Raw genomic sequence first — 23170 nt, forward strand, 5'->3', positions numbered from 1 at the left:
GGCATAACAGGTCATCCGACCCTGGGCCGCTCTCGGTACGACCGTACGATGATGGAGGTCCCCGCTCGGCCACAAGCAGGAGCGTCGCGGGCCCCGGGGGAGATCACAAGGCGTATCGAGGAGGATCACGTGTCCGACGAGCTCAACCCGGCTGTGCCCGACTCTGCTACCGCAGAGGGCCCGCAGACCGAGTCCGAGGAGCCCATCGAGCAGCGGAAGAACGGCCTGTACCCGGGCGTCTCCGACGAGCTGGCCGAGAACATGAAGTCCGGCTGGGCCGACACGGAGCTGCGTGACCTGAAGCCGATCGAGCAGGCCGGGCACACCGCGCGCCGCCGTGCCGCGCTCTCCGCCCGCTTCCCGGGCGAGCGGCTGGTGGTCCCGGCGGGCAATCTGAAGACCCGCTCGAACGACACCGAGTACCCCTTCCGCGCCTCCGTCGAGTACGCCTACCTCACCGGCAACCAGACCGAGGACGGCGTCCTCGTGCTGGAGCCCAGGGGCGACGGCCACGAGGCGACGATCTACCTGCTGCCCCGCTCCGACCGCGAGAACGGCGAGTTCTGGCTCTCCGGGCAGGGCGAGCTGTGGGTCGGCCGCCGGTACTCCCTCGCCGAGTCCGAGGCGCTGTACGGCATCCCGGCCGCGGACGTGCGCGAGCTGGCCGAGCGGCTGCGCGAGGCCACCGGTCCGGTGCGGGTCGTGCGCGGCTACGACGCCGGCATCGAGGCGGCCCTGACCGACAAGGTCACCGCCGAGCGCGACGAGGAGCTGCGCGTCTTCCTCTCCGAGGCCCGGCTGGTCAAGGACGAGTTCGAGGTCGGCGAGCTGCAGAAGGCCGTCGACTCCACCGTGCGCGGCTTCGAGGACGTCGTGAAGGTCCTCGACAAGGCCGAGGCGACGAGCGAGCGCTACATCGAGGGCACCTTCTTCCTCCGCGCGCGCGTGGAGGGCAACGACGTCGGCTACGGCTCCATCTGCGCGTCCGGCCCGCACGCCTGCACCCTGCACTGGGTCCGCAACGACGGCCCCGTCCGCTCCGGCGACCTGCTCCTGCTCGACGCGGGTGTGGAGACGCACACGCTGTACACGGCCGACGTCACGCGCACGCTGCCGGTCAACGGCACGTACAGCGAGATCCAGAAGAAGATCTACGACGCCGTGTACGAGTCCCAGGAGGCCGGTATCGCGGCCGTGCAGCCGGGCGGCAAGTACCGCGACTTCCACGACGCCGCCCAGCGCGTGCTCGCCGAGAAGCTCGTCGAGTGGGGCCTGGTCGAGGGGCCGGTCGAGCGCGTCCTGGAGCTGGGTCTGCAGCGCCGCTGGACCCTGCACGGCACCGGCCACATGCTCGGCATGGACGTCCACGACTGCGCGGCCGCGCGGACCGAGACGTACGTCGAGGGCACGCTGGAGCCGGGCATGGTGCTCACCGTCGAGCCGGGCCTGTACTTCCAGGCCGACGACCTGACGGTGCCGGAGGAGTACCGGGGCATCGGCGTCCGCATCGAGGACGACATCCTCGTCACGGAGGACGGCAACCGCAATCTCTCGGCGGGCCTGCCGCGCCGCTCCGACGAGGTCGAGGCGTGGATGGCGTCCCTGAAGGGCTGATAAGACACTGATGGCCGGGCACCCGGGCGGGTGCCCGGCCATCGGCGTGTCCGAACGCGTGCGAAGGCTTCACGTGCCCTGGGGGGAGAGTTCGTGGACGACTTCTGGTCCGGCATGGGTGTGGACCTGCATCTCGAACCCGACGCGGCGGACGGCCGCCGCGTCGGGCTGGAGCGGGCCGTCAGGGACGCCGTGCGCGACGGGCGGCTCGCCCCCGGCACCCGGCTGCCCGCGACCCGGCGCCTCGCGGCCGAACTCGGCATCTCCCGCGGCACCGCGAAGGCGGCCTACGACCAGCTCGTCGCCGAGGGCTATCTGACGGCCCGGCAGGGCTCGGGCACCCGGGTCGCGTCGCTGCCCGCAGTCGGCTCCGAGGCGCCGCGGGCCCACGCGCACGCGGGTGCCCCGCGTGTCGATCTGCGCCCCGGCAGCCCGGACGTCGGCGCGTTCCCGGCGGCGGCCTGGCTGCGCGCGCTGCGCCGCGCCATAGCGACGGCGCCCTCCCTGGCGTACGACTACGGCGACCCGCGCGGGCGGCTCGAACTGCGCGCCGCGCTCTCCGGCTATCTGGGACGGGCGCGCGGGGTGCTCGCGCCTCCGGAGCGGATCGTCATCACCTCCGGGTACGTCCAGGGCCTCGCGCTCCTCACGCGCGTACTGGACGGCGCCACCGTCGCCATGGAGGACCCCGGGCTGCCCTTCCACCGCGAGGTGGTGCGGCGAGGCGGCGGGACCGTGCGGCCCGTGCCCGTCGACGCGCGCGGGGTGCGTCCCGGGGAACTCGGCGAGGCGGCGGCCGTGGTGGTGACCCCGGCCCACCAGTACCCGACCGGGGTGACCCTGCATCCCGAGCGGCGCCGCGGGCTCACCGACTGGGCACGCGCGCGTGACGGGCTGATCATCGAGGACGACTACGACGGCGAGTTCCGCTACGACCGGCAGCCGGTGGGCGCGCTGCAGGGCATGGCACCCGGTCAGGTGGTCTATCTGGGCACCGCGTCCAAGACGCTCGGTCCGGCGCTGCGCCTGGGCTGGATGGTGCTGCCGCCGCACCTGGTCGACGCCGTCGCCGACGCCAAGCTGCACAGCGACCACCACACCGAGACCATCGGCCAGCTGGCGCTCGCGGAACTGATCGAGAGCCATGCCTACGACCGGCACGTGCGCGCGTGCCGGCTGCGGTACCGGCGCCGCCGGGACATGCTCCTGGACCGGTTGGGGACGCGCCTGAGCGTGCGCGGGATCGCGGCGGGGCTGCACGCGCTGATCGACGTGCCCGACGAGGCCGAGGCGCTGGCCCGCGCGGAGGCGGAGGGCCTGGCGCTCGGCGCCCTCGGCGACCACTGGCACACCCCGGGACCCGGCCGGCCGCAGGGCCTGGTCGTCGGCTACGGCACCCCTCGCGAGCGGGCGTACCCGGAGGCGCTGGACGTGCTGGCGAAGGTGCTGGACACGGGGGACTGACGTATCCGGGCCGTTCCGGAATGGGCCAGTGGGACCGGGCTCGATTGGGTCTGCTCAGCGGTCCACCGGGTCCCTACCGTCATCGGTATGACGAACCGACCGCAGCGTCTCCTGGCCCTCGCCCAGCTCGCCAACTCCGTGGGGGACGGCGCCTATTACGTCACCTCGGCGCTGTACTTCACCCAGGTCGTGGGGCTCGCCCCCGTGCGCGTGGGGCTCGGGCTGACCCTCGCCTGGGCGGTCGGGTCGCTGGTCGGGGTGCCGCTCGGGCGGCTGGCGGACCGGCGCGGGCCACGCGGCACGTCGGTGCTGCTGGCGCTGGGAACCTCGGCGGCGGTCGCCTCGTTCCTCCTGGTACGGGGCTTCGTGCCGTTCGTCCTCACCGCCTGCGTCTACGCCTGCGCGCAGTCGGGGCTCGCGGCGGCCCGGCAGGCGCTGCTGGCGGGGCTGGTGCCGGCCGGGGAGCGGACGGGACTGCTGGCGCGGCTGCAGTCGACGCTGAACGGCGGGCTCGCGGTGGGCGCGGCGCTCGGCGGGCTCGCGCTGAACGCCGGCACGGCGGCGGCGTACCGGGGTGTGCTCGTACTGGACGCGGTCTGCTTCCTGGGGTGCGCGCTGCTCCTGCTGCGGCTGCCCGCCGTGGCCGCCGTCGGCGAGACCGTGGACGGCCGGCGGTTCGCGGTGCTGCGCGACCGGCCGTACGCGCTCGTCGCGCTCCTCAACGCCGTTCTGCTGCTGCGACTGCCGCTGCTCAGCCTCGCGCTGCCGCTGTGGATCACCGAGCGGACCGGGGCGCCGGCCTGGCTGGCGTCGGGGCTGTTCGTCCTCAACACGCTGGCGGTGACGCTGTTCCAGGTGCGGGCGGCCAGAGCCGTCACGGGGCTCGGCAGCGCCCTGCGGGTGCTGCGCCGGTCCGGATTCGTGATGCTCGCCTCCTGCGCGGTGTTCGCGCTGTCGGCCGGGCGGCCCGCCTGGCCCGCCGCGGCGATCCTGATCGCCGGTGCCGTGTTGCAGGTGGTGGCGGAGACGCAGCAGTCGGCGGGCTCCTGGCAGCTGTCCTTCGACCTCGCCCCGGCCGACCGGATGGGCGAGTACCAGGGCTTCTTCGGCACCGGCGTGGCGGTCGCCCGCACGCTGGGCCCGCTCGTGGTGACCTCGCTGCTGCTGGGCTGGGGAACGCCCGGCTGGCTGCTGCTGGGCGCGCTCATGCCGGCCGCGGCGTACGCGATGGGGCCGGCCGCGCGCCGGGCGGCCGGCCGCCGTACGCCCCAGGAGGCCGGGAGGCCGGCGCTCGCGAGCTGACCGCCGGCGCGCCGAGGAACAGAGGAACAACAGGGGGCCCTACAGGGGGTCAGGGGCGCCCGCCCGCTCTCACAGCGCGGGATCGCGGTCGTGCAGGATCCGCTGGAAGAGCCGGCAGTCCCGCCAGGCGCCGTTGATGTGCAGGTAGTCGGGGGCCGTCCCGATCGGGGCGAACCCGCACTTCTCCAGCACCCGTTGCGAACCGGTGTTGTCGAGCAGCGTGGACGCCTCGATCCGGTGCAGTCCCACCGTGTCCCGCGCGATCTCGCACACCCGCCGCACGGCGGCGCCGGCCAGCCCGCGGTTCTGCTGGTCGGCGGCCACCCAGTAGCCGACGTAGGCGCTGCAGAACGGGCCCCGGGTGATCCCCGTCAGGGTGATGGCCCCGGCGATCCGGCCGTCCGCCGCCGCCAGGACCAGGGGCAGCGCGGCACCCTCGGCGAACTGGCGCAGCAGCCCGTGCACGCGCTCGGACTGCCCCGCCGCGGTGAAGAAGGACTCCGGTCTGACCGGCTCCCAGGGTTCGAGGTGCTTGCGGTTGGCCACATAGGCGGCGCACAGCGCGTCCACGTCCCCGCGCGCGAGCAGCCGCAGCGTCACACCGGCCGCTATCTCCTCGGTATCGATACGCATGCGCGCACCCTAGGGGGTGCCGGAACCGAGGGGGACCGGGTTTCACACCGCCACGGGCGGTGTGTCCCCCCGCCACTTGAGCATCTTGTCGAAGCTGACCACCGTCCCGCCCCGGCCGGACTTGGCGCCGATGTGCACATGGTCGGCGAGTTCCCGGATGAGACAGAGCCCGCGGCCGTGCTCGGCGTCCGGGCGGGCGGGCCGGATGTCCTGGGTGCGGGTGAATCCGGGCCCCGAATCGGCCACTTCGATCCGGCACTTCTCCCCGTCGAGGTACGCGGTCACCCGGTACGCCTCCGGGGCACCGCCGGCTGCCGGCTCCCCGCCGTGCTCGACGGCGTTGGCACAGGCCTCGCTCAGGGCGACGGACAGGTCGTAGGAGATCTCCGGGTCGACCCCCGCCGTCTCCATCGTGCCGATCAGCAGACGCCGGGCGAGAGGCACGCTCGCGGCCTCGCGGCGCAGATGGAGTGACCACCAGATGCTCATGCTCCAGCCTCCTGGCCGCGGCTCGACATACCGTTACGTATTGCCGCCCATAGGTGGCCGTAAGCACACCGTCGGCGTGACTCCGCCCATACAGTCGATGCGCCTAGGGAGAAATGGGTGTATGAGGGACGCGTCCGGCGACCTGCCGTGTGTCTCCGGTACCGGCAGTGCGATGATGAGGCCGCCATGACTGCCCCCCACCCGCGCACGGCGCGTCCCGGAGCCGGGCTCCGGACCTTGCGGGCCGCGGTGTTCGCCGCGGTCTGCGTCGTGCTGGCCGCGGCCGGGCACACTCTGGTCTCCTGCGCGCGCGTCCCGTTGTGGACGCTCGGCGCGGGCTTCCTCGGCTCGCTGCTGCTCGTGGCACCGCTCGCCGGGCGGACCCGCTCGCTGCCGGGCATCGCCGTACTCCTCGCACTCGGCCAGACCGTCCTGCACACGCTGTTCGGGCTGGGCCAGCACGGGGCCGCGGCCATGGCCACCGCCGGGATGCCGGCGGAGGCGGCGAACGGGTCGCTGAGCAGCACCGTGCTCGTCGAGCGGGCCACCCGGCTCCTGTGCGGATCCACCCCGTCGGCGCTCACCCCCGGGCACGCCTACCGCCTCCTGCTGGACGCGCACCTCATAGACCCCTCGGGGCGGACGGTGGGCGCCATGCCGGACATGCATCACATGGCCGACCCCGCCGGCACCTCGACGGGGCTGCTGCCCTCGCTGCCGATGCTGCTCGGCCACGTCCTCGCGGCCGTCGCCGCGGGCTGGCTGCTGCGCCGGGGCGACCTCGCCGTACTGCGGCTGATCGAACTGTCGGCGCACGGAGTCGCCGAGGGGGCGCTCGTACGGTCCCTGCGCGGGGCGCTCGCGCTGGCGCACGCCCTGTGCGCCGGGCTGCTGCCCGCCGTCGAGCCCGGCCCGCGCGGCCGTCGTACCGCCCGGGACGAGGCACCCGCCCCGCACACCACCGCACTCCAGCACACGGTGATCCGGCGCGGCCCGCCCGCCGCTTGCGCCCTCGCCGCCTGACACGACGCGAGCACCACCGCACCGGAGCCGGAAACGGCGGAACCGGGCGAGAGGGGTCGCCGTCGTGCGGCACGCGCGCGTGCGCGACCCACCGAGTGGCTCGGCCACGCGCGCGCGTATTCCTCTCCATCACCGGATCTCACTCACAGTGGAGTGCTCCTGCCATGCAGGCTTCTCGCATCGCTTCTCGTGTCGCCGCCGCCGCTGCCGTCGCGGGCGCGGCCGTCCTGACGCTGTCGGTCCCCGCCTTCGCACACGTCTCCGTGCAGCCCGAGGGAAGCGCGGCCAAGGGCGGCTACGCGGTCGTCGACTTCAAGGTCCCCAACGAGCGCGACGACGCCTCGACGACCAAGCTCGAGGTCACTCTCCCGACCGAACACCCGATCGCCTCGGTCATGCCCCAGCCGCTCCCCGGCTGGACCGTGAAGGTCACCAAGTCCAAGCTCGACAAGCCGCTGACCATGCACGGCGAGAAGATCGACGAGGCCGTCAGCAAGGTCACCTGGACCGCCGACGGCAAGGGCATCGAGCCCGGCTACTTCCAGAAGTTCCCGCTCTCCCTCGGCGCCCTGCCCGAGAACACCGACCAGCTCGTGTTCAAGGCGATCCAGACGTACGACAACAAGGAGGTCGTGCGCTGGATCGAGGTGCCGCAGGAGGGCCAGGAGGAGCCGGAGAACCCGGCCCCGGTGCTGGAGCTGTCGGCCGCGACCGACGACCACCACGGCGCCGCGGGAGCCAAGGACGCCTCCGACAAGACCGAGAACGCGGCAGCCGCCACGGACTCCGGCTCCGACGGCGGCAGTGACACCACCGCGCGCGTGCTCGGCGTGGCCGGCATCGTCGTCGGTGCCGCGGGCGTGGCCTACGGCGTCCTCGCCGGTCGCCGCCGCACCGCCGCCTGATCCACCGCTCCACCCGCGCACACGGGGTCGTGCGACGCTGTCGTACGACCCCGGTGCGCGCCGGAGTTCTCACATCTGGGACATTTTTCTATGCGCAAGAAGACGTTCGCCGCGGCCGCGCTGCTCGCCGCCGCCACTGTGACCCTCTCCGCCTGCGGCAGCGGGGACGACGGCAAGTCACCGGTCGCCGTGGTCTCGGAGGAGTCCGACTCGGGCAAGGCCGCCACCGTCCTCGACCAGCCCTTCGAGAAGCCGGACCTGGTCCTCACCGACACCCACGGCGAGAAGTACGACCTCCGCAAGGAGACCAAGGGCCACCCGACCCTGCTCTACTTCGGCTACACGCACTGCCCCGACATCTGCCCGACGACGATGAGCAACGTCGCCGTCGCCAAGAAGGCGCTGCCCAAGGCGGAGCAGGACGACCTCAGGGTCGTCTTCGTCACCACCGACCCCGCCCGCGACACCCCCGCCGAGCTGGGCAAGTGGCTCAAGGGCATCGACCCGCAGTTCATCGGCCTGACCGGCGACTTCTCCACCGTCCAGGCCGGTGCCCGCACCGTCGGCATCTCCATCGAGCCGACGAAGAAGGACAAGAACGGCAAGCTCGTCTCGGTGCACGGCACGCAGGTCATCGCGTTCTCCCCGAAGACCGACGGCGGTTACGTCCTCTACGGCGAGGGCGCCACGGTCGACGACTACACCAAGGACCTGCCGAAGCTCGTCGAGGGAGCGAAGCCGTGAGGCGTGCCGTCCTGACCACGGCCGCCCTCACCGGTGCCCTCGCCCTCACGGGCTGCTCGCAGTCCGGCTCCGACTCCGGCTCCGGGAAGCAGGCGGACCTGTCCGTCAGCTCCTCGTACATGCCCCAGCCGGTCTCCGCCGACATGGCCGCCGGTTTCCTGACGATCGCCAACAAGGGCGGGACGAAGGACGAGCTGACCGCGGTCACCAGTGACGTCGCCGGCGCGGTCACCATGCACAGCACCCTCGGCGGCGCCATGGCGGAGAAGACCTCCTTCGCCATACCGGCCCACGGCCGACTCGTGTTCAGAAGCGGTGGCAACCATCTGATGTTCGAGAAGCTGAAGCAGAAGCCGAAGCAGGGCCAGACGGTCACCGTGAAGCTCACCTTCGCCAAGTCCGGGCCGCTCACCGTCGAGATGCCGGTGCGGTCCGCCACGTACAACCCGTCGACCGGCCACTGAGGGAGGGACCCCCTTGACGCGGACCATCACCCCCCGCCTGCGGACCCTGGTGCTGCTGTTCCTCGCCGTCACCGGCGCGCTGCTGGCCGGCACCGGACCGGCCTCCGCGCACGCGGCACTGACCGGCAGCGACCCCGCGCAGGGGACGGTGGTCACCAAGGCGCCCACCCAGGTGTCGCTCACCTTCTCCGAGAAGGTGGCGATGAGCGGCGACTCCCTGCGCGTGCTCGACCCCAAGGGCAAGCCGGTCCAGCAGGGCGAACCCGCCAACGTGAGCGGGACGACGTACGCCGTGCGGCTCAAGAGCGACCTGGGCAAGGGCACCTACACGGTCACCTACCAGGTCGTCTCCGCCGACAGCCACCCCGTCTCCGGCGCCTACACCTTCTCCGTCGGGGCGCCCTCGCAGACCGTCGTCTCCGGTGCCGGGCCGGGCGCGGGCGGCGGAGTCGTGGGCCTGCTCTACGCGTTCGGGCGGTACATGTCCTACGCCGGCTTCATCGTGCTCGCGGGCGGCGCGGCCTTCGTCCTGGCCTGCTGGCAGCGCGGCGCGGGCGTACGGGCCCTGCAGCGGCTGGTCGTCGGCGGCTGGCTGACGCTCACCGCGGGCACCCTGTGGCTGCTGCTCCTGCGCGGTTCCTACACCACCTCGGGCAAGCTCGCCGACGTCTTCGACCTCGATCTGCTCGGCCAGGTGCTGCAGACCAAGACCGGTGCCGCGCTGGTCTCCCGGCTGCTGCTGCTCGCCGCCGCCGCGCTCTTCGTCGCCGTCCTCTTCGGCGCCTACACCCGGCGCGAGGAGGGCGAGGAGAAGCGCGACCTGACCTTCGGGCTCGCCATCGGCGGAGGGGTCGTCGCGGCCGGGCTCGCGTCCAGCTGGGCGATGGCCGAGCACGCCTCGGTCGGACTCCAGGCGGGTATCGCCATGCCGGTCGACATCGTCCACCTGCTCGCGGTCGCCACGTGGCTGGGCGGCCTCACCGCCCTCCTGGTCGCCCTGTACCGGGCGCCCGCCGAGGCCCCGGTCGAGGCGGCCGCCGCGCGCCGCTTCTCCCGGCTGGCCTTCGGCTCGGTCGTCACGCTCGTCGCCACCGGCACCTACCAGTCCTGGCGGCAGCTCGGCTCCTGGTCCGCGTTCACCGAGACCGGGTACGGGCAGCTGCTGCTGATCAAGATCGCCCTGGTGGCCCTGGTGGTCGGCATCGCCTCGGTCTCGCGGCGGTGGACCGGGCGGCTCGCCGGCACGGACCCGACGGCCACGGCCGAACGGGCGCGCATGGAGCCGGTGGCCTCGGCCGCGGCCAGGCAGACGTCCGGCGCGGGCAAGGGGGCGAAGGCGGCCGTCACCGGTGACACCAAGGCCACCCGTACCGGTGACACCGACACCGACTCCGACACCGGCTCCGGTCCCGACTCCGGCTCCGACTCCCGGCGGGCCGCCCAGCTCGCCCGGCAGCGGGCCGCGATCGACACCACCCGGCAGAAGCGGCTCCGGGACGCCGACCCGAACCGCTTCGGACTGCGCCGCTCGGTGTTCGCCGAGGCCGGGGTCGCCATCGTCCTGCTCGCCGTCACCACCGCGCTGACGCAGACCGAGCCCGGCCGCACCGAGCAGGAGGCCAAGGCCGGCACGTCCGCCTCCTCCAGCTCGTCGTCCTCGGCGTCGTCCCCGTCCGGCGCGCTGACCCTGGACATGCCCTTCGACACCGGCGGCACCGACGGCAAGGGCGTCGTCAGCGTCGACCTCGACCCCGCGCGCGTGGGCGGCAACGAGATGCACGTGTACGTCCAGCGGCCCAACGGGCGGGCCTTCGACGTCCCCGAGGTGAAGGTCTCCTTCACCCTCGAGGCGAAGGAGATCGGCCCGCTTCCCGTGAACCCCGACCGCGTCACCACCGGCCACTGGTCGGCGAACGGAGTGCAGATCCCCATGGCCGGCGACTGGAAGATCGCCGTCACCGTGCGCACCTCCGACGTCGACCAGGTGACCGTCTCCAAGAACGCTCAGATCGGCTGAACGACCATGCCTGACCAGTCCATCCCGGAGGCCCGTACGCCCGAGTCCGCGGTGCGGGCGCCCGTCCCCGACAGCGGCCGGGGCGTCTCCCGGCGCGCGCTGCTCGGCACCGCGGGTGCCACCGGGCTCGCGCTCGGCGCGGCCGGCGGAGCGGTGGGCTATGCCGCCGCGCCCGCCCAGGCCGCTCCGCTGACCTCGGTGGGCTCCGGCCGGGCGATGTTTCACGGGAAACACCAGCCCGGCATCACCGAGGGACTGCAGGCGCGCGGCCATCTCGTCGCCTTCGACCTGGCGGCGGGCGCGGGCCGCAAGGAGGCGGCGGCCCTGCTGCGCCGCTGGTCGGCGACGGCCGAGCGGCTGATGGCGGGCGAGGCCGCGCCGCACGACGACACCGGCGTGGCCCGGGACGCGGGTCCCTCCTCCCTGACGGTCACCTTCGGCTTCGGGCACAGCTTCTTCGGCCGGACCGGCCTGGACAAGCAGCGGCCGGCCTCCCTGGACCCGCTGCCGGACTTCTCCTCCGACCACCTCGACAAGGCGCGCAGCGACGGTGATCTGTGGGTGCAGATCGGCGCGGACGACGCTCTGGTCGCCTTCCACGCCCTGCGCGCGATCCAGAAGGACGCCGGGTCGGCCGCCCGGGTGCGCTGGCAGATGAACGGCTTCAACCGCACGCCGGGTGCCACCGCCCACCCCATGACGGCCCGCAACCTCATGGGCCAGCTCGACGGCACCCGCAACCCCAAGCCGGCCGAGGCCGACTTCGGGAAACGGATCTTCGTGCCGGCCTCGGGCGAGCCCGCCTGGATGGCGAACGGCTCCTACGCCGTCGTACGCCGCATCCGGATGCTCCTGGACGACTGGGAGAAGCTGTCGCTCTCCGCGCAGGAGCAGGTCATCGGGCGCCGCAAGGCCGACGGGGCACCGCTGTCCGGGGGTGACGAGACCACCGCGATGGATCTGGACAAGACGGACGCCAAGGGCGCGTACGTCGTCCCGATCAACGCACACGCCCGGATCACCCGGCCCGACCGGAACGGCGGCGCGGCGATGCTGCGGCGCCCCTTCTCCTACCACGACGGCATCGACGCGGACGGCACGCCCGACGCCGGCCTGCTCTTCGTCTGCTGGCAGGCGGACCCGCTGCGCGGCTTCGTACCGGTACAGCGCAAGCTCGACCGGGGCGACGCGCTGTCGCAGTTCATCCGGCACGAGTCGAGCGGGCTGTTCGCCGTGCCCGGCGGGGCGGCGAAGGGTGAATACGTGGGACAGCGGCTGTTGGAGGGCTGATCCGGGTTCAAACCACCCGGTCGGGTGGCAGGCGTGAGACGGAGGCGCCGGGCCGCCGAGCCGCCATTAGGGTGAGGGCATGCCAGCGAGCTATGCGTATCTCGGCCCGGAGGGCACCTTCACCGAAGTCGCCCTGCGGACGCTCCCGGAAACGGCCACCCGGGAGCTGCTCCCGTACGTGTCGGTGCAGTCCGCGCTGGACGCGGTACGGGCCGGCGAGGCGGAGGCGGCCTTCGTGCCGATCGAGAACTCCGTCGAGGGCGGCATCACCACCACCCTCGACGAGCTGGTCGCGGGCGAACCGCTGATGATCTACCGCGAGGTGCTGCTGTCGATCACTTTCGCGCTGCTGGTCCGGCCGGGCACGAAGCTCTCGGACATCAAGACGGTCTCCGCCCACCCGGCGGCCCAGCCGCAGGTGCGCAACTGGCTGCGCAAGCACCTCCCGGACGCCGCCTGGGAGTCCGCCGCCTCCAACGCGGACGCCGCACGCCTGGTCCAGGAGGGCCGGTACGACGCCGCTTTCGCGGGCGAGTTCGCCGCCGCCCGGTACGGCCTCGAGGTCCTGGAGAACGGGATCCACGACGCGGAGAACGCGCAGACCCGGTTCGTCCTGGTCGGCCGGCCGGCCAGGCCCGCCGCTCCGACGGGCGCCGACAAGACCTCGGTGGTGCTGTGGCAGCGCGACGACCACCCCGGTGGCCTGCGCGACCTGCTCGGCGAGTTCGCCTCGCGCGGCATCAACCTCATGCTGCTGCAGTCCCGGCCGACGGGTGCCGGTATCGGCAATTACTGCTTCTGCATCGATGCCGAGGGCCATATCTCGGACCGGCGCATGGCGGAGGCGCTGATGGGGCTGAAGCGGATCTGCCTCCAGGTGCGTTTCCTCGGCTCCTATCCGCGTGCCGAGATCACGCCGGACGAGGTCCGGCGGACGCTGCCGGGGACCTCGGACGAGGAGTTCATGGCGGCCTCGGACTGGGTGGCGCGCTGCCAGGACGGCCGGTTCTAGCCAGTCGTACCTGCGTATCTTCGTTATCCACAGAAGTTATCCACAGGTGCCCTTCTCGACCTGGGGACAAGTCGACAAGGAAGCGCCATTCAGTCGACAAATCGCCCCACAGCCCCCAGAGGGGGTCACGGGCACGCGAGTCACCCTTCGTCCACCCGTTTCCTTTGGTTCATCTTTTGGGGCGACCGTTTTCCACCCGAACGTGGGTGTCGATGGGGTTTGACCGGGGAATTCTTCAGTCCGTTCGGAACTTCCGGAGTGATCAATTCCGAAATCCACAGACCTTCCACACAGCCTGTGGATAACTCTTCAGAGGGTGTGGATTTCTGTGGACAACCGGACCTCCAAGTGCCGTTCCCGGCAAGGAAATCCGGTCAACCGGGCTCCTGGCGCATGCCCCGTCCCAGGGAGTGAGACACTTTTCCCTTGACGCAAGGGAACACACTCGGCAATTAGCGCACAACGGAACGTAAGCCGCGAATCAGAACTCCCCGGAATAGCGATTCGTGAGCCACAACCCCGCACCGGTAGCCTTGGCCCCGTGATTGACCTTCGCCTGCTCCGTGAGGACCCCGACCGTGTGCGCGCGTCCCAGCGTGCCCGTGGAGAGGACGTCGCGCTCGTCGACGCTCTCCTGTCTGCCGACGAGCGGCGCAGGTCCTCCGGCGTCCGTTTCGACGAGCTGCGAGCCGAGCAGAAGCAGCTCGGCAAGCTGATCCCCAGGGCCTCCGCCGACGAGAAGGCCGAGCTGCTGGGGCGTGCCGAGCAGCTGAAGGCCGACGTCAAGGCCGCCGACGCCGAGCGCGACGCGGCCGACGCCGAGACCCAGCAGCTGCTGCTCCGGCTCGGCAACCTCGTCCACCCCGACGTGCCCGTCGGCGGCGAGGAGGACTTCGCCACGCTGGAGACGCACGGCACGATCCGCGACTTCGGCGCCGAGGGCTTCGAACCCAAGGACCACCTGGAGCTGGGCCAGCTGCTCGGCGCGATCGACGTCGAGCGCGGTGCCAAGGTCTCCGGCTCCCGCTTCTACTTCCTCACCGGCGTCGGCGCCCTGCTGGAGCTGGCCCTCGTGAACGCGGCCATCGCCCAGGCGACCGCGGCCGGTTTCACCCCCATGCTCACCCCGGCGCTGGTACGCCCCCAGTCCATGGCGGGCACCGGCTTCCTCGGCCAGGCGGCCCAGGACGTCTACCACCTCGACAAGGACGACCTGTACCTGGTCGGCACCTCCGAGGTCCCGCTGGCGGCCTACCACATGGACGAGATCATCGACGCCGACAGGCTGCCCCTGCGGTACGCGGGCTTCTCGCCCTGCTTCCGCCGCGAGGCCGGCTCGCACGGCAAGGACACCAAGGGCATCTTCCGCGTCCACCAGTTCGACAAGGTCGAGATGTTCTCGTACGTCTCTCCCGAGGACTCGCAGGCCGAGCACCAGCGTCTGCTGGACTGGGAGAAGCAGTGGCTGACCTCGCTGGAGCTGCCGTTCCGCGTGATCGACGTCGCGACCGGTGACCTCGGTGCCTCGGCCGCCCGCAAGTACGACTGCGAGGCGTGGATCCCGACCCAGGGCAAGTACCGCGAGCTGACGTCGACCTCGGACTGCACCGAGTTCCAGTCCCGCCGGCTGTCCATCCGGGTCCGCGAGGGCAAGCAGGTGCGCCCGCTGGCCACGCTCAACGGCACGCTGTGCGCCGTTCCGCGCACGATCGTGGCCATCCTGGAGAACCACCAGCAGGCCGACGGCTCGGTCCGCGTGCCCGAGGTCCTGCGCCCGTACCTCGGCGGCCGGGAGGTCCTGGAGCCGGTGTCCCGGTGAGCTTCCCGTACGGGCTGATCGCCACCGATCTCGACGGCACGCTCCTGCGCTCCGACGAGTCGGTCTCACCGCGTACCCGTGAAGCGCTCGCCGCGGCCACCGCGGCGGGCGCCGCGCACATCGTCGTCACCGGACGCGCGGTGCCCTGGACCCGGCACATCCTGGACGACCTCGGCTACGACGGCCTCGCCGTCTGCGGCCAGGGCGCCCAGGTCTACGACGCCGGGGCGCACCGCCTGCTGACGTCCGTGACCCTGGACCGGCAGCTGGCCGGGGTGGCGCTGGCCAAGATCGAGGCGGAGGTGGGCCCGCTGTACCTGGCGGCCAGCCGCGACGGCCTCGACGGCGCGGTGCTGGTGGGGCCGGGTTACGCGGTCACGGGGGCGCTCCCCGCGACCCCCTTCACGGACGCGTCCGATCTCTGGACCGCGCCGCTGAACAAGATCTACATCCAGCATCCGACGCTGGGCGACGACGAGCTGGCGGAGGCCGCCCGGCAGGCGGCCGGAGGCTTCGTCACGGTGGCCATGGCGGGCGAGGGCATCGTCGAACTGCTGCCCCTCGGCCTGTCCAAGGCCACGGGGCTGTCGTTGGCGGCCCGCCGTCTCGGGCTCCGGGCCGCCGACACGATCGCCTTCGGCGACATGCCCAACGACATCCCGATGTTCGCCTGGGCGTCGCGGGGCGTGGCGATGGCCAACGCCCACGAGGAGCTGAAGGCGGTGTCCGACGAGGTGACGGCCTCCAACGAGGAGGACGGCATCGCGGTGGTGCTGGAACGGTTGTTGGGCCGAGGCCCGGGCGGCTGACGTGCGCTGCTAGATTCGGCCGCCATGCGATCACGCGAGTACGACCTGGACTTCCGCGACCGCTCGACCCGCATACGTACCTGGGGCCTCGGCCTGCTGGCCGTGGCGGGCCTGCTGTGGACCTGGTGCGCCGTTCTGCTGCTCACTCCGTACGAGGTGGACCGGGAGCCCGGGGACCGGTACCCCGCTCAGTGCGAGGCCCGCCTGCTGACGGACCGCGGCACGGCCAACGAGGGCGCCCACAAGGGCGACTACTGCGCGGACGAACGCGACTGGCCCGAGGCGCTCGCCGTGCTCGGTCTTTCGGTCCCGGTGTCGGTCGCGGGCGCCGTCCTGTTCACCACGGGGGCCGTGAGCAGGCGGATGAGCGCACATGCGGAGGCGATGCGCGAGCTGGACAGGATCGCCGACGAACGGGCGTCGTCCCCGTCACCGTGACGACGTGTTGCGGAGGATGCACGGATCGAACGTGCGCGGGGTCGCCCCCGACCGCGACTTGGCTCTGCCGGAACACAGCGCAAGCCGGTGCCTTGCCACTCGGCCAATCCTCCGGGTGGGCGGCCCACGCGAGAGACACATCGCGTGCTCGAAGCGGCCGCCCCGGGCAGCTCCCATGGGCTCTACGAAGGAGCGGTGATCACTCCGGAGCCCGGCTCAGGCTGCCCTGTCGGGAGCTGGGCGTACTGCCGTGCATGGACATCGCCCGGCTCCTCTCCCAGAACGCGGCGCCGGGACACTCCCGGCGGATGGGGCACAACCACTGTCCCTCTCCGCCGAGTCGGGCGCCACCGAATTAGCCGGGGGCCACGACTACCGGCGCCGCCACCTGCGCCTGCGTCCCTTGCTGAAGAACCAGCCCGCCGGTGGCTCGTCGGAGCGCCACGGCCGCGGCTCCGGCTCCTCGGCCCGCCAGCGGGCGGCGAGCATCCGGGCCCGGGCGGACGGCTCGGAGGTCTCGGCGGCCCGCACGAAGTCCTCGTCCAGGACCAGCGCGTCCCAGGCGTCCCCGTCGGCCCGCCCGGGGGCGTCGTACTGCGGTGTCTCCTCAGCCATCTGCGGCCTCCTAGCCGTACGTCCGCCGTGCCCACTCTGCCCGCCCCCGGGTGAAGCCCCCGTCAGGACCGGGACCCGTCACTCCTCGCCGGCGAGCGTCAGCGTCCGCAGCTTCCGGCCGGCGTACCAGGTGGCGAGGACGGTGACCGCGACCAGCAGCACCGTCGCCGTGGTCAGTCCGACGTCCGAGGTCACCAGGTCCCCGCCCGCCATCTCGTGGGCGACCGCGAGCGACCACTGCTGGACGCTCAGGGTGCGTGCGCCGGAGACCAGGGAGCCGAACAAGGCCTCCCAGACGAGGGCGTAGACGAGGCCGAACACCACCGCGTGCCGGGACACCGTGCCGAGCAGCAGGAACATCGAGGCGTAGGCGATCGAGGCGACCAGCGCGGCCACCGTGTAGGCGACGGCGATCTGCTGCCCGTTGCCGTTGAGGATGAAGCCCGCGATCAGCGTCGGCAGGGCCGAGAACACCATCGTCACGGCGATCGCCACGATCAGCTTGGTGAAGATGATCGTCGGCCGCTTCACCGGCTTGGCCAGCAGGTACACCACCGAGCCGTCGTCGATCTCCGGGCCGATCGCGCCCGTGCCCGCGATGACGCCGATGATCGGCACCATCGTGGCGAGCGCGAGCCCGCCCAGCAGGTCGGAGGCCGTCTGGTCGTCGGCGCCGGCGAGGCCGCGGACGACGACGGAGATCGCGATCAGCAGAAGGGGCAGGGCGCCCAGGATGAGGGCCCGGCGGCGGCCGAGCAGGGCCCGGTAGGTGAGCCGGGCGACTGTGGGGTCGTACATCTTCGGCCTCCTACGCCGCGACCAGGTACGAGAAGACGGACTCGAGGGACTCGTCGGACGGCGAGACCGTGAGCAGCCGGATGCCGTGGTCGCGGGCGACCTTCGGCAGCAGGGCCGTGAAGCGTCCGAAGTCGACGGCCTGGATGCGCAGCGCGCCCTCGGCGTGGTCGACCTCGATGCCGGACGTCGACGGGTCGGCGATCAGCGCGGCCGCGAGGGCGCGGTCGTCGCTGGAGCGCACCAGGTAGCGGTGCGGGCGGTCGGTCATCAGGCGGCGGATCTTGCGGAAGTCGCCGCTGGCCGCGTGCCGGCCGGCGACGACGACCTCGATGTGCCAGGCGAGCTGCTCGACCTCTTCGAGGATGTGGGACGAGAAGAGCACGGTGCGGCCCTCGTCTCCCATGCGCCGCAGCAGCTCCATCAGCTGCATGCGCTGGCGCGGGTCCATGCCGTTGAAGGGCTCGTCCAGCAGGAGCAGCGACGGGTCGTGCACCAGGGCGCTCGCCATCTTCACGCGCTGCCGCATGCCCTTGGAGTACGTCTGGATCTTGCGGTCCTGCGCGTACTCCATCTCGACGGTCGCGAGGGCCCGTTGGGCGGCCTTGGCGCCCAGACCGTGCAACTCCGCGTTGGCGACGACGAACTCGCGGCCGGTGAGGAAGTCGTACATCGCCTCCCGCTCGGGGACGACGCCGATGTGCTGGTAGATGGCCTCGTTGCGCCACACCGGCTGCCCGTCGAGGGTGACGGTGCCCGTGGAGGGGGCGAGGAAGCCGCCCATCATGTTGATGAGCGTGGACTTCCCGGCGCCGTTGGGGCCGAGCAGGCCCGTCACGCCGGGGCCGATGGTCATGGTGACGTCGTTGACGGCGACCACGTTGCCGAACCAGCGGGAGACGTGGTCGATGGAGAGTGTGGTCACAGTCCCACCTTTCGGTAGCGGCGCACGAGGAGGCCGTAGCCGGCGGCGATCAGGCCGAGGACGACGAGGACGTAGACCGCGCCCTCCCCGTTCGTGGGGCCGGCCGCGCCGGGGAACGCCGAGGTCGCGCCGAGGAACGCGGACTGGACTCCGTCGATGAGCGTGACCGGCGAGAACAGGCCGATCCAGGGGATGGCGCCGGTGCTGTTCTGCGCCTCGGCGATGGCCTGGAGCGTGGAGACCGCGCCGTAGGAGATCGTCATGACGGCGATGACGGCCGCGATGCCGAAGCCGCGCCGCGGGGTGACCGAGGCGATGACCAGGCCGATACCGGCGAAGAGCAGCGAGAGCAGTGCCACGGAGACGAGTCCCTGTGCGAATCCCTTGGTCTGGTCGGCGAAGTCGAGCTTGGCCAGCAGCGCGCCGACGTAGAGCACGAGCAGCGGGGCCGCGGTGAGGGCGAACAGCGCGGAGGCCAGCGCCGCATACTTCGCGCGCACGTAGTCGGCCGTCTCGATCGGCCGCGAGAAGTACAGCGGCACGGTCTTGAAGCGCAGGTCACGCGAGACGGACTGGGGAGCCTGCGAGGCGACGTACAGGCTGATGACGGCCTGCATGATGATCGCGTAGCGCGTGTAGTCGACGGGCAGGTCCTTCGCCTTCGTGGCGACCGCGACGGCGACCATGATGGCCGCGGGCACGCACATCACCACGAACAGCAGCATCGGCAGCACCTTGGACTTCACCGAGCGGCCGAGGCCGTAGGCGCCGCGCAGGGACTGCGAGTACAGGGACCGGGTGGCGTAGGAGCGGCCCAGGCGGGGGCCGTCGTAGGAGCGGTAGCCGATGTTGTGGATGCGGGTCTGGTCGCCGGAGGGCGTTGCCAGGGGATGCTCAACCGCCATGACCGACGGCCTCCTTGCGCTGCTCGTCGCTTTCGGTGAACACCTCGGAGATGTGGTGCCGGCGCTGTTCCATCCGCACCAGGCCGAGGCCCAGGTCGGCGACGACGTCCCGCACCAGGTCGTACGTCTCCTCGCCCTGCGCGGTGAGCAGCAGGATGTGTCCGGCGCCCGGGAGGCCGCTGCTGTCGTGGGTGTCGACCCCGCGCGCGTGGAGCGCCTCGCGGACCGCGCGGGTGCCGTCGGGGTGGGTGTCGCTGTCGGTGACCTCGATCGCGAGCGTGGTCGTGGTCTGCGTGAAGTCGGTGGTGGAGCTGGAGCGCAGCAGCTTGCCGCCGTCGATGACGACGACGTGGTCGCAGGTGCGTTCCAGCTCGCCGAGCAGATGGGAGGTGACCAGGACCGAGATGCCGAAGTCGGTGTGGACACGGCGGATCAGGCCCAGCATCTCGTCCCGGCCGACCGGGTCGAGGCCGTTGGTCGGCTCGTCCAGGAAGACCAGCTGCGGGTCGTGCACCAGGGCCTGGGCCAGCTTCACCCGCTGCTTCATGCCGGTCGAGTAGCCGCCGATGGGGCGGTAGCGCTCCTCGTACAGGCCGACGTGGCGCAGGGTGTCCGCGGTGCGCTCGCGCGCGGCGGCGGGCGGCAGACCGGACATGCGCGCCATGTGGACGACGAACTCGGTGGCCGAGACGTCCGGCGGCAGGCAGTCGTGCTCCGGCATGTATCCGACGCGCTCACGGATGGCGGCGCCCTCGGTGGCGACGTCGAGGCCGAGCACCTCGGCGCGGCCCTCCGTGGCGGGGGACAGACCCAGCAGGATCTTGATCAGGGTGGACTTGCCGGCGCCGTTGGCTCCGACGAGTCCGGTCACACCGGGCCCGATGTCCACGGACAGCCGGTCGAGCGCGGTCACCCGGGGGAACCGCTTGCTCAGGCTTTCGGTCGCGATCACAGTCACGTCTACGACGGTAGTGATCCGTACCACGCCGGTCGTCAGACCACAGAGCCGTCTTCGCGTCAGACTCGAGGCGTACGGGACCCTGAGGGATCCCCTGCTCGAGCGTTACCGAAAAGCCCGCGCGCAGTGTGTCGTCCACAGCCTTCGGCTCTCCTATTGACGCCGCCTCTAACAACTGTCACATTCGCCAGTGTCAAGTTACGGACGCGTACCGCAGTCGACGGGACGGGGCGGCATGACGACGGCAGTGAGCAGTGAACTCTCCGTGGAGCTGCGGGGGTTCAGGCGGGTGCAGCGCCTCGCCTACGAATGCGCGGAGGCGGTCGCGGCGCGGCTGGAGCCGGGTGTGACCGAGCGCGAGGCGGCGCGGATGCAGCGCGAGTGGCTGCGCGAGCGCGGGGTGCGGGACTGGTTCCACCTGCCCTTCGCCTGGTTCGGGGACCGCACGGCGTTCGTGAACTTCCGCATCCCGCTGCAGTTCTTCCCCACGGACCGCGCGCTGGAGCCCGGGATGCCGTTCATCCTGGACATGGCCCCGGTGTACGAGGGGTACACGGCGGACATCGGCTATTCGGGCTCGCTCGGTGTGAACCCGGTGCAGGACCGGCTGATGGCCGACCTGGAGGCGCACCGGGGGCTGATCCTGCGCGAGGTGCGCGAGCGGCGCCCGCTGCGGGAGATCTACGAGGACGTGGACCGGCTCATGGTCCGCCAGGGCTACGCCAACCGGCACCGGGCCTACCCCTTCGGGGTGATCGCCCACAAGGTGGACCGGGTGAAGCCGCGCCGCTTCTCCCCCCACCTCTTCGGATTCGGCACGCAGTCCCTGAAGGGGCTGGCCGCCGACGCGCTGCACGGCCACCGCGAGGGCTGGTCGCCCCTGTGGTCGCCGTACCGCTTCTCCGACCACCCGCCGCGGCCGGGCCTGTGGGCGGTCGAACCGCACCTCGGTTTCCGGGGTACGGGCGCGAAGTTCGAGGAGATCCTCGTGGTCACCGACTCCCGGGACCCCGAGCAGAGCGCGTTCTGGTTGGACGACGATCTGCCGCACGTGCGGCGCTGGGCGGAGGACAAGTGACCTGGGAAGGCGCGCGGGAGCGCTGGGTGCGGACCGGCGGGGTCGAGCTGTGCGTGGCGGAGCTGGGCGACCCGGAGCAGCCGACGGTGGTGCTGGTGCACGGCTACCCGGACAGCAAGGAAGTCTGGTCGGAGGTCGCCGCCCGCCTGGCGGAGCGCTTCCACGTGGTGCTCTACGACGTCCGGGGTCACGGCCGCTCCACGGCGCCCAAGCCGCTGCGCGGCGGCTTCACGCTGGCCAAGCTCACGGACGACTTCCTGGCGGTCGTGGACGCGGTCAGCCCGGACCGCCCGGTCCACCTGGTCGGGCACGACTGGGGCTCGGTGCAGTCCTGGGAGTTCGTCACAGTCGGCCGCACGGAGGGCCGTATCGCCTCCTTCACCTCGATGTCCGGGCCGTCCCTGGACCACTTCGGGCACTGGATCAACGCGCGCGTGAAGCGTCCGACGCCCCGCCGGGTGGGGCAGCTCCTGGGCCAGGGAGCCAAGTCCTGGTACGTGTACGCGCTGCACACGCCCGTGCTGCCGGAGCTGGCCTGGCGCGGGCCGCTCGGCAAGCGCTGGCCGAAGATCCTGGAGCGGACCGAGAAGGTCCCCGCCGGTGACTACCCGACCCCCTCCCTCCCGTCGGACGCGGCACACGGCGCCTGGCTGTACCGGGACAACGTCCGTGCCCGGCTGCGCAGGCCGCGCCCGGACGCGTACGCGCACGCGCCCGTGCAGCTCATCACGCCCCAGGGGGACGCGTTTCTCTCGGAGCGGCTCTACGACGACCTGGAGCAGTGGGTGCCGCGGCTGACCCGCCGCACGCTTCCGGCGAAGCACTGGATCCCGCGCACCCGCCCCGACCAACTGTCCGCCTGGATCGAGGAATTCGTCATGTCCGTGGAAGGCGGCCGTCCCGCGCCGAAGGCCACCGGCCGCCACGCCGAGCGGTTCGGCGGGCAGTTGGTGCTGGTCACCGGTGCCGGCAGCGGCATCGGCAGGGCGACGGCGTTCGCGTTCGCGGAGGCCGGCGCGCGCGTGGTGGCCGTCGACCGTGACGCCGAGGCCGCGGCCCGCACCGCCGAGCTGTCCCGGCTGGTCGGCGCCCCCGAGGCCTGGGCCGAGACGGCCGACGTCTCCGACGAGCAGGCCATGGAGAAACTCGCGGAGAAGGTCCACCACGAGTACGGCGTGCTGGACGTGCTGGTCAACAACGCGGGCATCGGCCTGTCGGGCTCCTTCTTCGCCACGACGACCGACGACTGGCGCAAGGTCCTGGACGTGAATCTCTGGGGCGTGATCCACGGCTGCCGGCTCTTCGGGGCGCGCATGGCCGAGCGCGGACAGGGCGGTCACATCGTCAACACCGCGTCCGCCGCGGCGTACCAGCCCTCCCGTGCCCTGCCGGCCTACAGCACCTCCAAGGCGGCCGTGCTGATGCTCTCCGAGTGCCTGCGCGCCGAACTCGCCGGCCAGGGCATCGGGGTGAGCGCGATCTGCCCCGGCTTCGTCAACACCAACATCACCGCCACGGCCCGGTTCGCCGGAGTCGACGCGGCCGAGGAACGGCGCCGCCAGAAGAACTCGGCCCGCCTGTACGGCATGCGCAACTACCCTCCGGAGAAGGTGGCCGAGGCGATCCTGGACGCGGTGAGCCGCAACAGGGCGGTGGTCCCGGTCACCCCCGAGGCCCGCGGCGCCCACCTCATGTCCCGTTTCCTGCCGGGGGCGTTGCGGCGGATCGCCCAGGTGGAACCGAGGCTGTGAGAACAGGGTGGGGCCATGCCGCCGCGGAAGGGCGGGCGGCGGGCCCCGCTCGAGCGAAGCCGACCGGGGGGAGGCACCCCGCCGGCGCGGGCGAGCGGCCTCACCAGCCCCACCACCACG

Annotated in this window: 22 protein-coding genes and 1 tRNA gene; 15 read left to right on the forward strand and 8 right to left on the reverse strand. The window is 72.0% G+C overall.

Annotation, left to right across the window (positions count from 1 at the left end; genetic code table 11):
• Nucleotides 1-129 precede the first annotated feature (129 nt).
• From ACZ5CW_RS28105 to ACZ5CW_RS28115, 3 genes are all read left to right on the forward strand, one after another.
• Complete coding sequence (locus ACZ5CW_RS28105; protein WP_468606095.1) at nucleotides 130-1614, forward strand: aminopeptidase P family protein; 1485 nt, start codon at nucleotides 130-132, stop codon at nucleotides 1612-1614.
• A 93-nt stretch (nucleotides 1615-1707) separates the two neighbouring features.
• A complete protein-coding gene (gene pdxR, locus ACZ5CW_RS28110) occupies nucleotides 1708-3078 on the forward strand; it encodes a MocR-like pyridoxine biosynthesis transcription factor PdxR (protein WP_468606096.1) in 1371 nt (456 codons plus the stop codon).
• 87 nt (nucleotides 3079-3165) lie between these two features.
• Nucleotides 3166-4380, forward strand: coding sequence for an MFS transporter (locus ACZ5CW_RS28115; RefSeq protein ID WP_468606097.1), 1215 nt, complete (start codon nucleotides 3166-3168; stop codon nucleotides 4378-4380).
• A gap of 69 nt (nucleotides 4381-4449) precedes the next feature.
• Here ACZ5CW_RS28115 and ACZ5CW_RS28120 read toward each other — a convergent pair whose 3' ends face one another.
• Both ACZ5CW_RS28120 and ACZ5CW_RS28125 read right to left on the reverse strand, forming a co-directional pair.
• On the reverse strand, nucleotides 4450-5013 hold the full coding sequence (locus tag ACZ5CW_RS28120) for a GNAT family N-acetyltransferase (protein WP_468606098.1): 564 nt from the start codon (nucleotides 5011-5013) through the stop codon (nucleotides 4450-4452).
• Between the two features lie 42 nt (nucleotides 5014-5055).
• Nucleotides 5056-5502: an ATP-binding protein gene (locus ACZ5CW_RS28125; RefSeq protein WP_468606100.1), complete on the reverse strand. Its 447-nt coding sequence runs from the start codon at nucleotides 5500-5502 to the stop codon at nucleotides 5056-5058.
• Between the two features lie 186 nt (nucleotides 5503-5688).
• Between ACZ5CW_RS28125 and ACZ5CW_RS28130 the strand changes: the two genes are divergently transcribed.
• From ACZ5CW_RS28130 to ACZ5CW_RS28175, 10 genes are all read left to right on the forward strand, one after another.
• The gene (locus ACZ5CW_RS28130) at nucleotides 5689-6525 is read left to right on the forward strand and encodes a hypothetical protein (protein WP_468606102.1); all 837 of its coding nucleotides are present in this window, start codon (nucleotides 5689-5691) and stop codon (nucleotides 6523-6525) included.
• 164 nt (nucleotides 6526-6689) lie between these two features.
• Nucleotides 6690-7430, forward strand: coding sequence for a YcnI family copper-binding membrane protein (locus ACZ5CW_RS28135; protein WP_468606104.1), 741 nt, complete (start codon nucleotides 6690-6692; stop codon nucleotides 7428-7430).
• A gap of 90 nt (nucleotides 7431-7520) precedes the next feature.
• Nucleotides 7521-8174, forward strand: a complete 654-nt coding sequence (locus ACZ5CW_RS28140; protein ID WP_468606106.1) for an SCO family protein — start codon at nucleotides 7521-7523, stop codon at nucleotides 8172-8174.
• The gene (locus tag ACZ5CW_RS28145) at nucleotides 8171-8638 is read left to right on the forward strand and encodes a copper chaperone PCu(A)C (RefSeq protein WP_468606108.1); all 468 of its coding nucleotides are present in this window, start codon (nucleotides 8171-8173) and stop codon (nucleotides 8636-8638) included. Before ACZ5CW_RS28140 ends, ACZ5CW_RS28145 begins: the two co-directional genes overlap by 4 nt.
• Before the next feature lie 13 nt (nucleotides 8639-8651).
• Complete coding sequence (locus ACZ5CW_RS28150) at nucleotides 8652-10655, forward strand: copper resistance CopC/CopD family protein (protein WP_468606110.1); 2004 nt, start codon at nucleotides 8652-8654, stop codon at nucleotides 10653-10655.
• Nucleotides 10656-10661: 6 nt separating this feature from the next.
• Nucleotides 10662-11945, forward strand: coding sequence for an iron uptake transporter deferrochelatase/peroxidase subunit (gene efeB, locus ACZ5CW_RS28155; RefSeq protein WP_468606112.1), 1284 nt, complete (start codon nucleotides 10662-10664; stop codon nucleotides 11943-11945).
• A 79-nt stretch (nucleotides 11946-12024) separates the two neighbouring features.
• Nucleotides 12025-12957 carry a prephenate dehydratase gene (pheA, locus tag ACZ5CW_RS28160; RefSeq protein ID WP_468606114.1) on the forward strand — a complete coding sequence of 311 codons (933 nt, stop codon included), beginning with the start codon at nucleotides 12025-12027 and terminating at the stop codon, nucleotides 12955-12957.
• A gap of 541 nt (nucleotides 12958-13498) precedes the next feature.
• Nucleotides 13499-14776: a serine--tRNA ligase gene (gene serS / locus ACZ5CW_RS28165; protein WP_468606116.1), complete on the forward strand. Its 1278-nt coding sequence runs from the start codon at nucleotides 13499-13501 to the stop codon at nucleotides 14774-14776.
• Entirely contained in the window at nucleotides 14773-15585 is an 813-nt protein-coding gene (locus ACZ5CW_RS28170; protein WP_468606118.1) for an HAD family hydrolase, read from the forward strand. The genes serS and ACZ5CW_RS28170 overlap by 4 nt, the downstream gene beginning before the upstream one ends.
• A 24-nt stretch (nucleotides 15586-15609) precedes the next feature.
• The gene (locus tag ACZ5CW_RS28175; RefSeq protein ID WP_468606120.1) at nucleotides 15610-16023 is read left to right on the forward strand and encodes a hypothetical protein; all 414 of its coding nucleotides are present in this window, start codon (nucleotides 15610-15612) and stop codon (nucleotides 16021-16023) included.
• Nucleotides 16024-16033: 10 nt separating this feature from the next.
• Here ACZ5CW_RS28175 and ACZ5CW_RS28180 read toward each other — a convergent pair.
• The 6 genes from ACZ5CW_RS28180 to ACZ5CW_RS28205 all read right to left on the reverse strand — a co-directional run bounded on the left by ACZ5CW_RS28180 (nucleotide 16034) and on the right by ACZ5CW_RS28205 (nucleotide 20215).
• Nucleotides 16034-16136 (reverse strand) — tRNA-OTHER (locus tag ACZ5CW_RS28180).
• Nucleotides 16137-16395: 259 nt separating this feature from the next.
• Nucleotides 16396-16638 carry an SGM_3592 family protein gene (locus ACZ5CW_RS28185; RefSeq protein WP_468606122.1) on the reverse strand — a complete coding sequence of 81 codons (243 nt, stop codon included), beginning with the start codon at nucleotides 16636-16638 and terminating at the stop codon, nucleotides 16396-16398.
• Between the two features lie 78 nt (nucleotides 16639-16716).
• Nucleotides 16717-17436: an ABC transporter permease subunit gene (locus tag ACZ5CW_RS28190; protein WP_468606124.1), complete on the reverse strand. Its 720-nt coding sequence runs from the start codon at nucleotides 17434-17436 to the stop codon at nucleotides 16717-16719.
• 10 nt (nucleotides 17437-17446) lie between these two features.
• Entirely contained in the window at nucleotides 17447-18358 is a 912-nt protein-coding gene (locus tag ACZ5CW_RS28195) for an ABC transporter ATP-binding protein (protein WP_468606126.1), read from the reverse strand.
• Complete coding sequence (locus ACZ5CW_RS28200; RefSeq protein WP_468606128.1) at nucleotides 18355-19263, reverse strand: ABC transporter permease; 909 nt, start codon at nucleotides 19261-19263, stop codon at nucleotides 18355-18357. Before ACZ5CW_RS28200 ends, ACZ5CW_RS28195 begins: the two co-directional genes overlap by 4 nt.
• Entirely contained in the window at nucleotides 19253-20215 is a 963-nt protein-coding gene (locus tag ACZ5CW_RS28205) for an ABC transporter ATP-binding protein (protein WP_468606301.1), read from the reverse strand. The genes ACZ5CW_RS28200 and ACZ5CW_RS28205 overlap by 11 nt, the downstream gene beginning before the upstream one ends.
• Before the next feature lie 241 nt (nucleotides 20216-20456).
• Between ACZ5CW_RS28205 and ACZ5CW_RS28210 the strand changes: the two genes are divergently transcribed.
• Together ACZ5CW_RS28210 and ACZ5CW_RS28215 are read left to right on the forward strand one after the other, a co-directional pair.
• Nucleotides 20457-21299, forward strand: coding sequence for a M24 family metallopeptidase (locus ACZ5CW_RS28210; protein ID WP_468606130.1), 843 nt, complete (start codon nucleotides 20457-20459; stop codon nucleotides 21297-21299).
• Nucleotides 21296-23050 (forward strand): SDR family oxidoreductase, encoded by a 1755-nt coding sequence (locus ACZ5CW_RS28215; protein WP_468606132.1) that lies wholly within the window; start codon nucleotides 21296-21298, stop codon nucleotides 23048-23050. The genes ACZ5CW_RS28210 and ACZ5CW_RS28215 overlap by 4 nt, the downstream gene beginning before the upstream one ends.
• Nucleotides 23051-23170: the final 120 nt, after the last annotated feature.

The organism is Streptomyces sp. NPDC031379 (genome assembly GCF_055569615.1).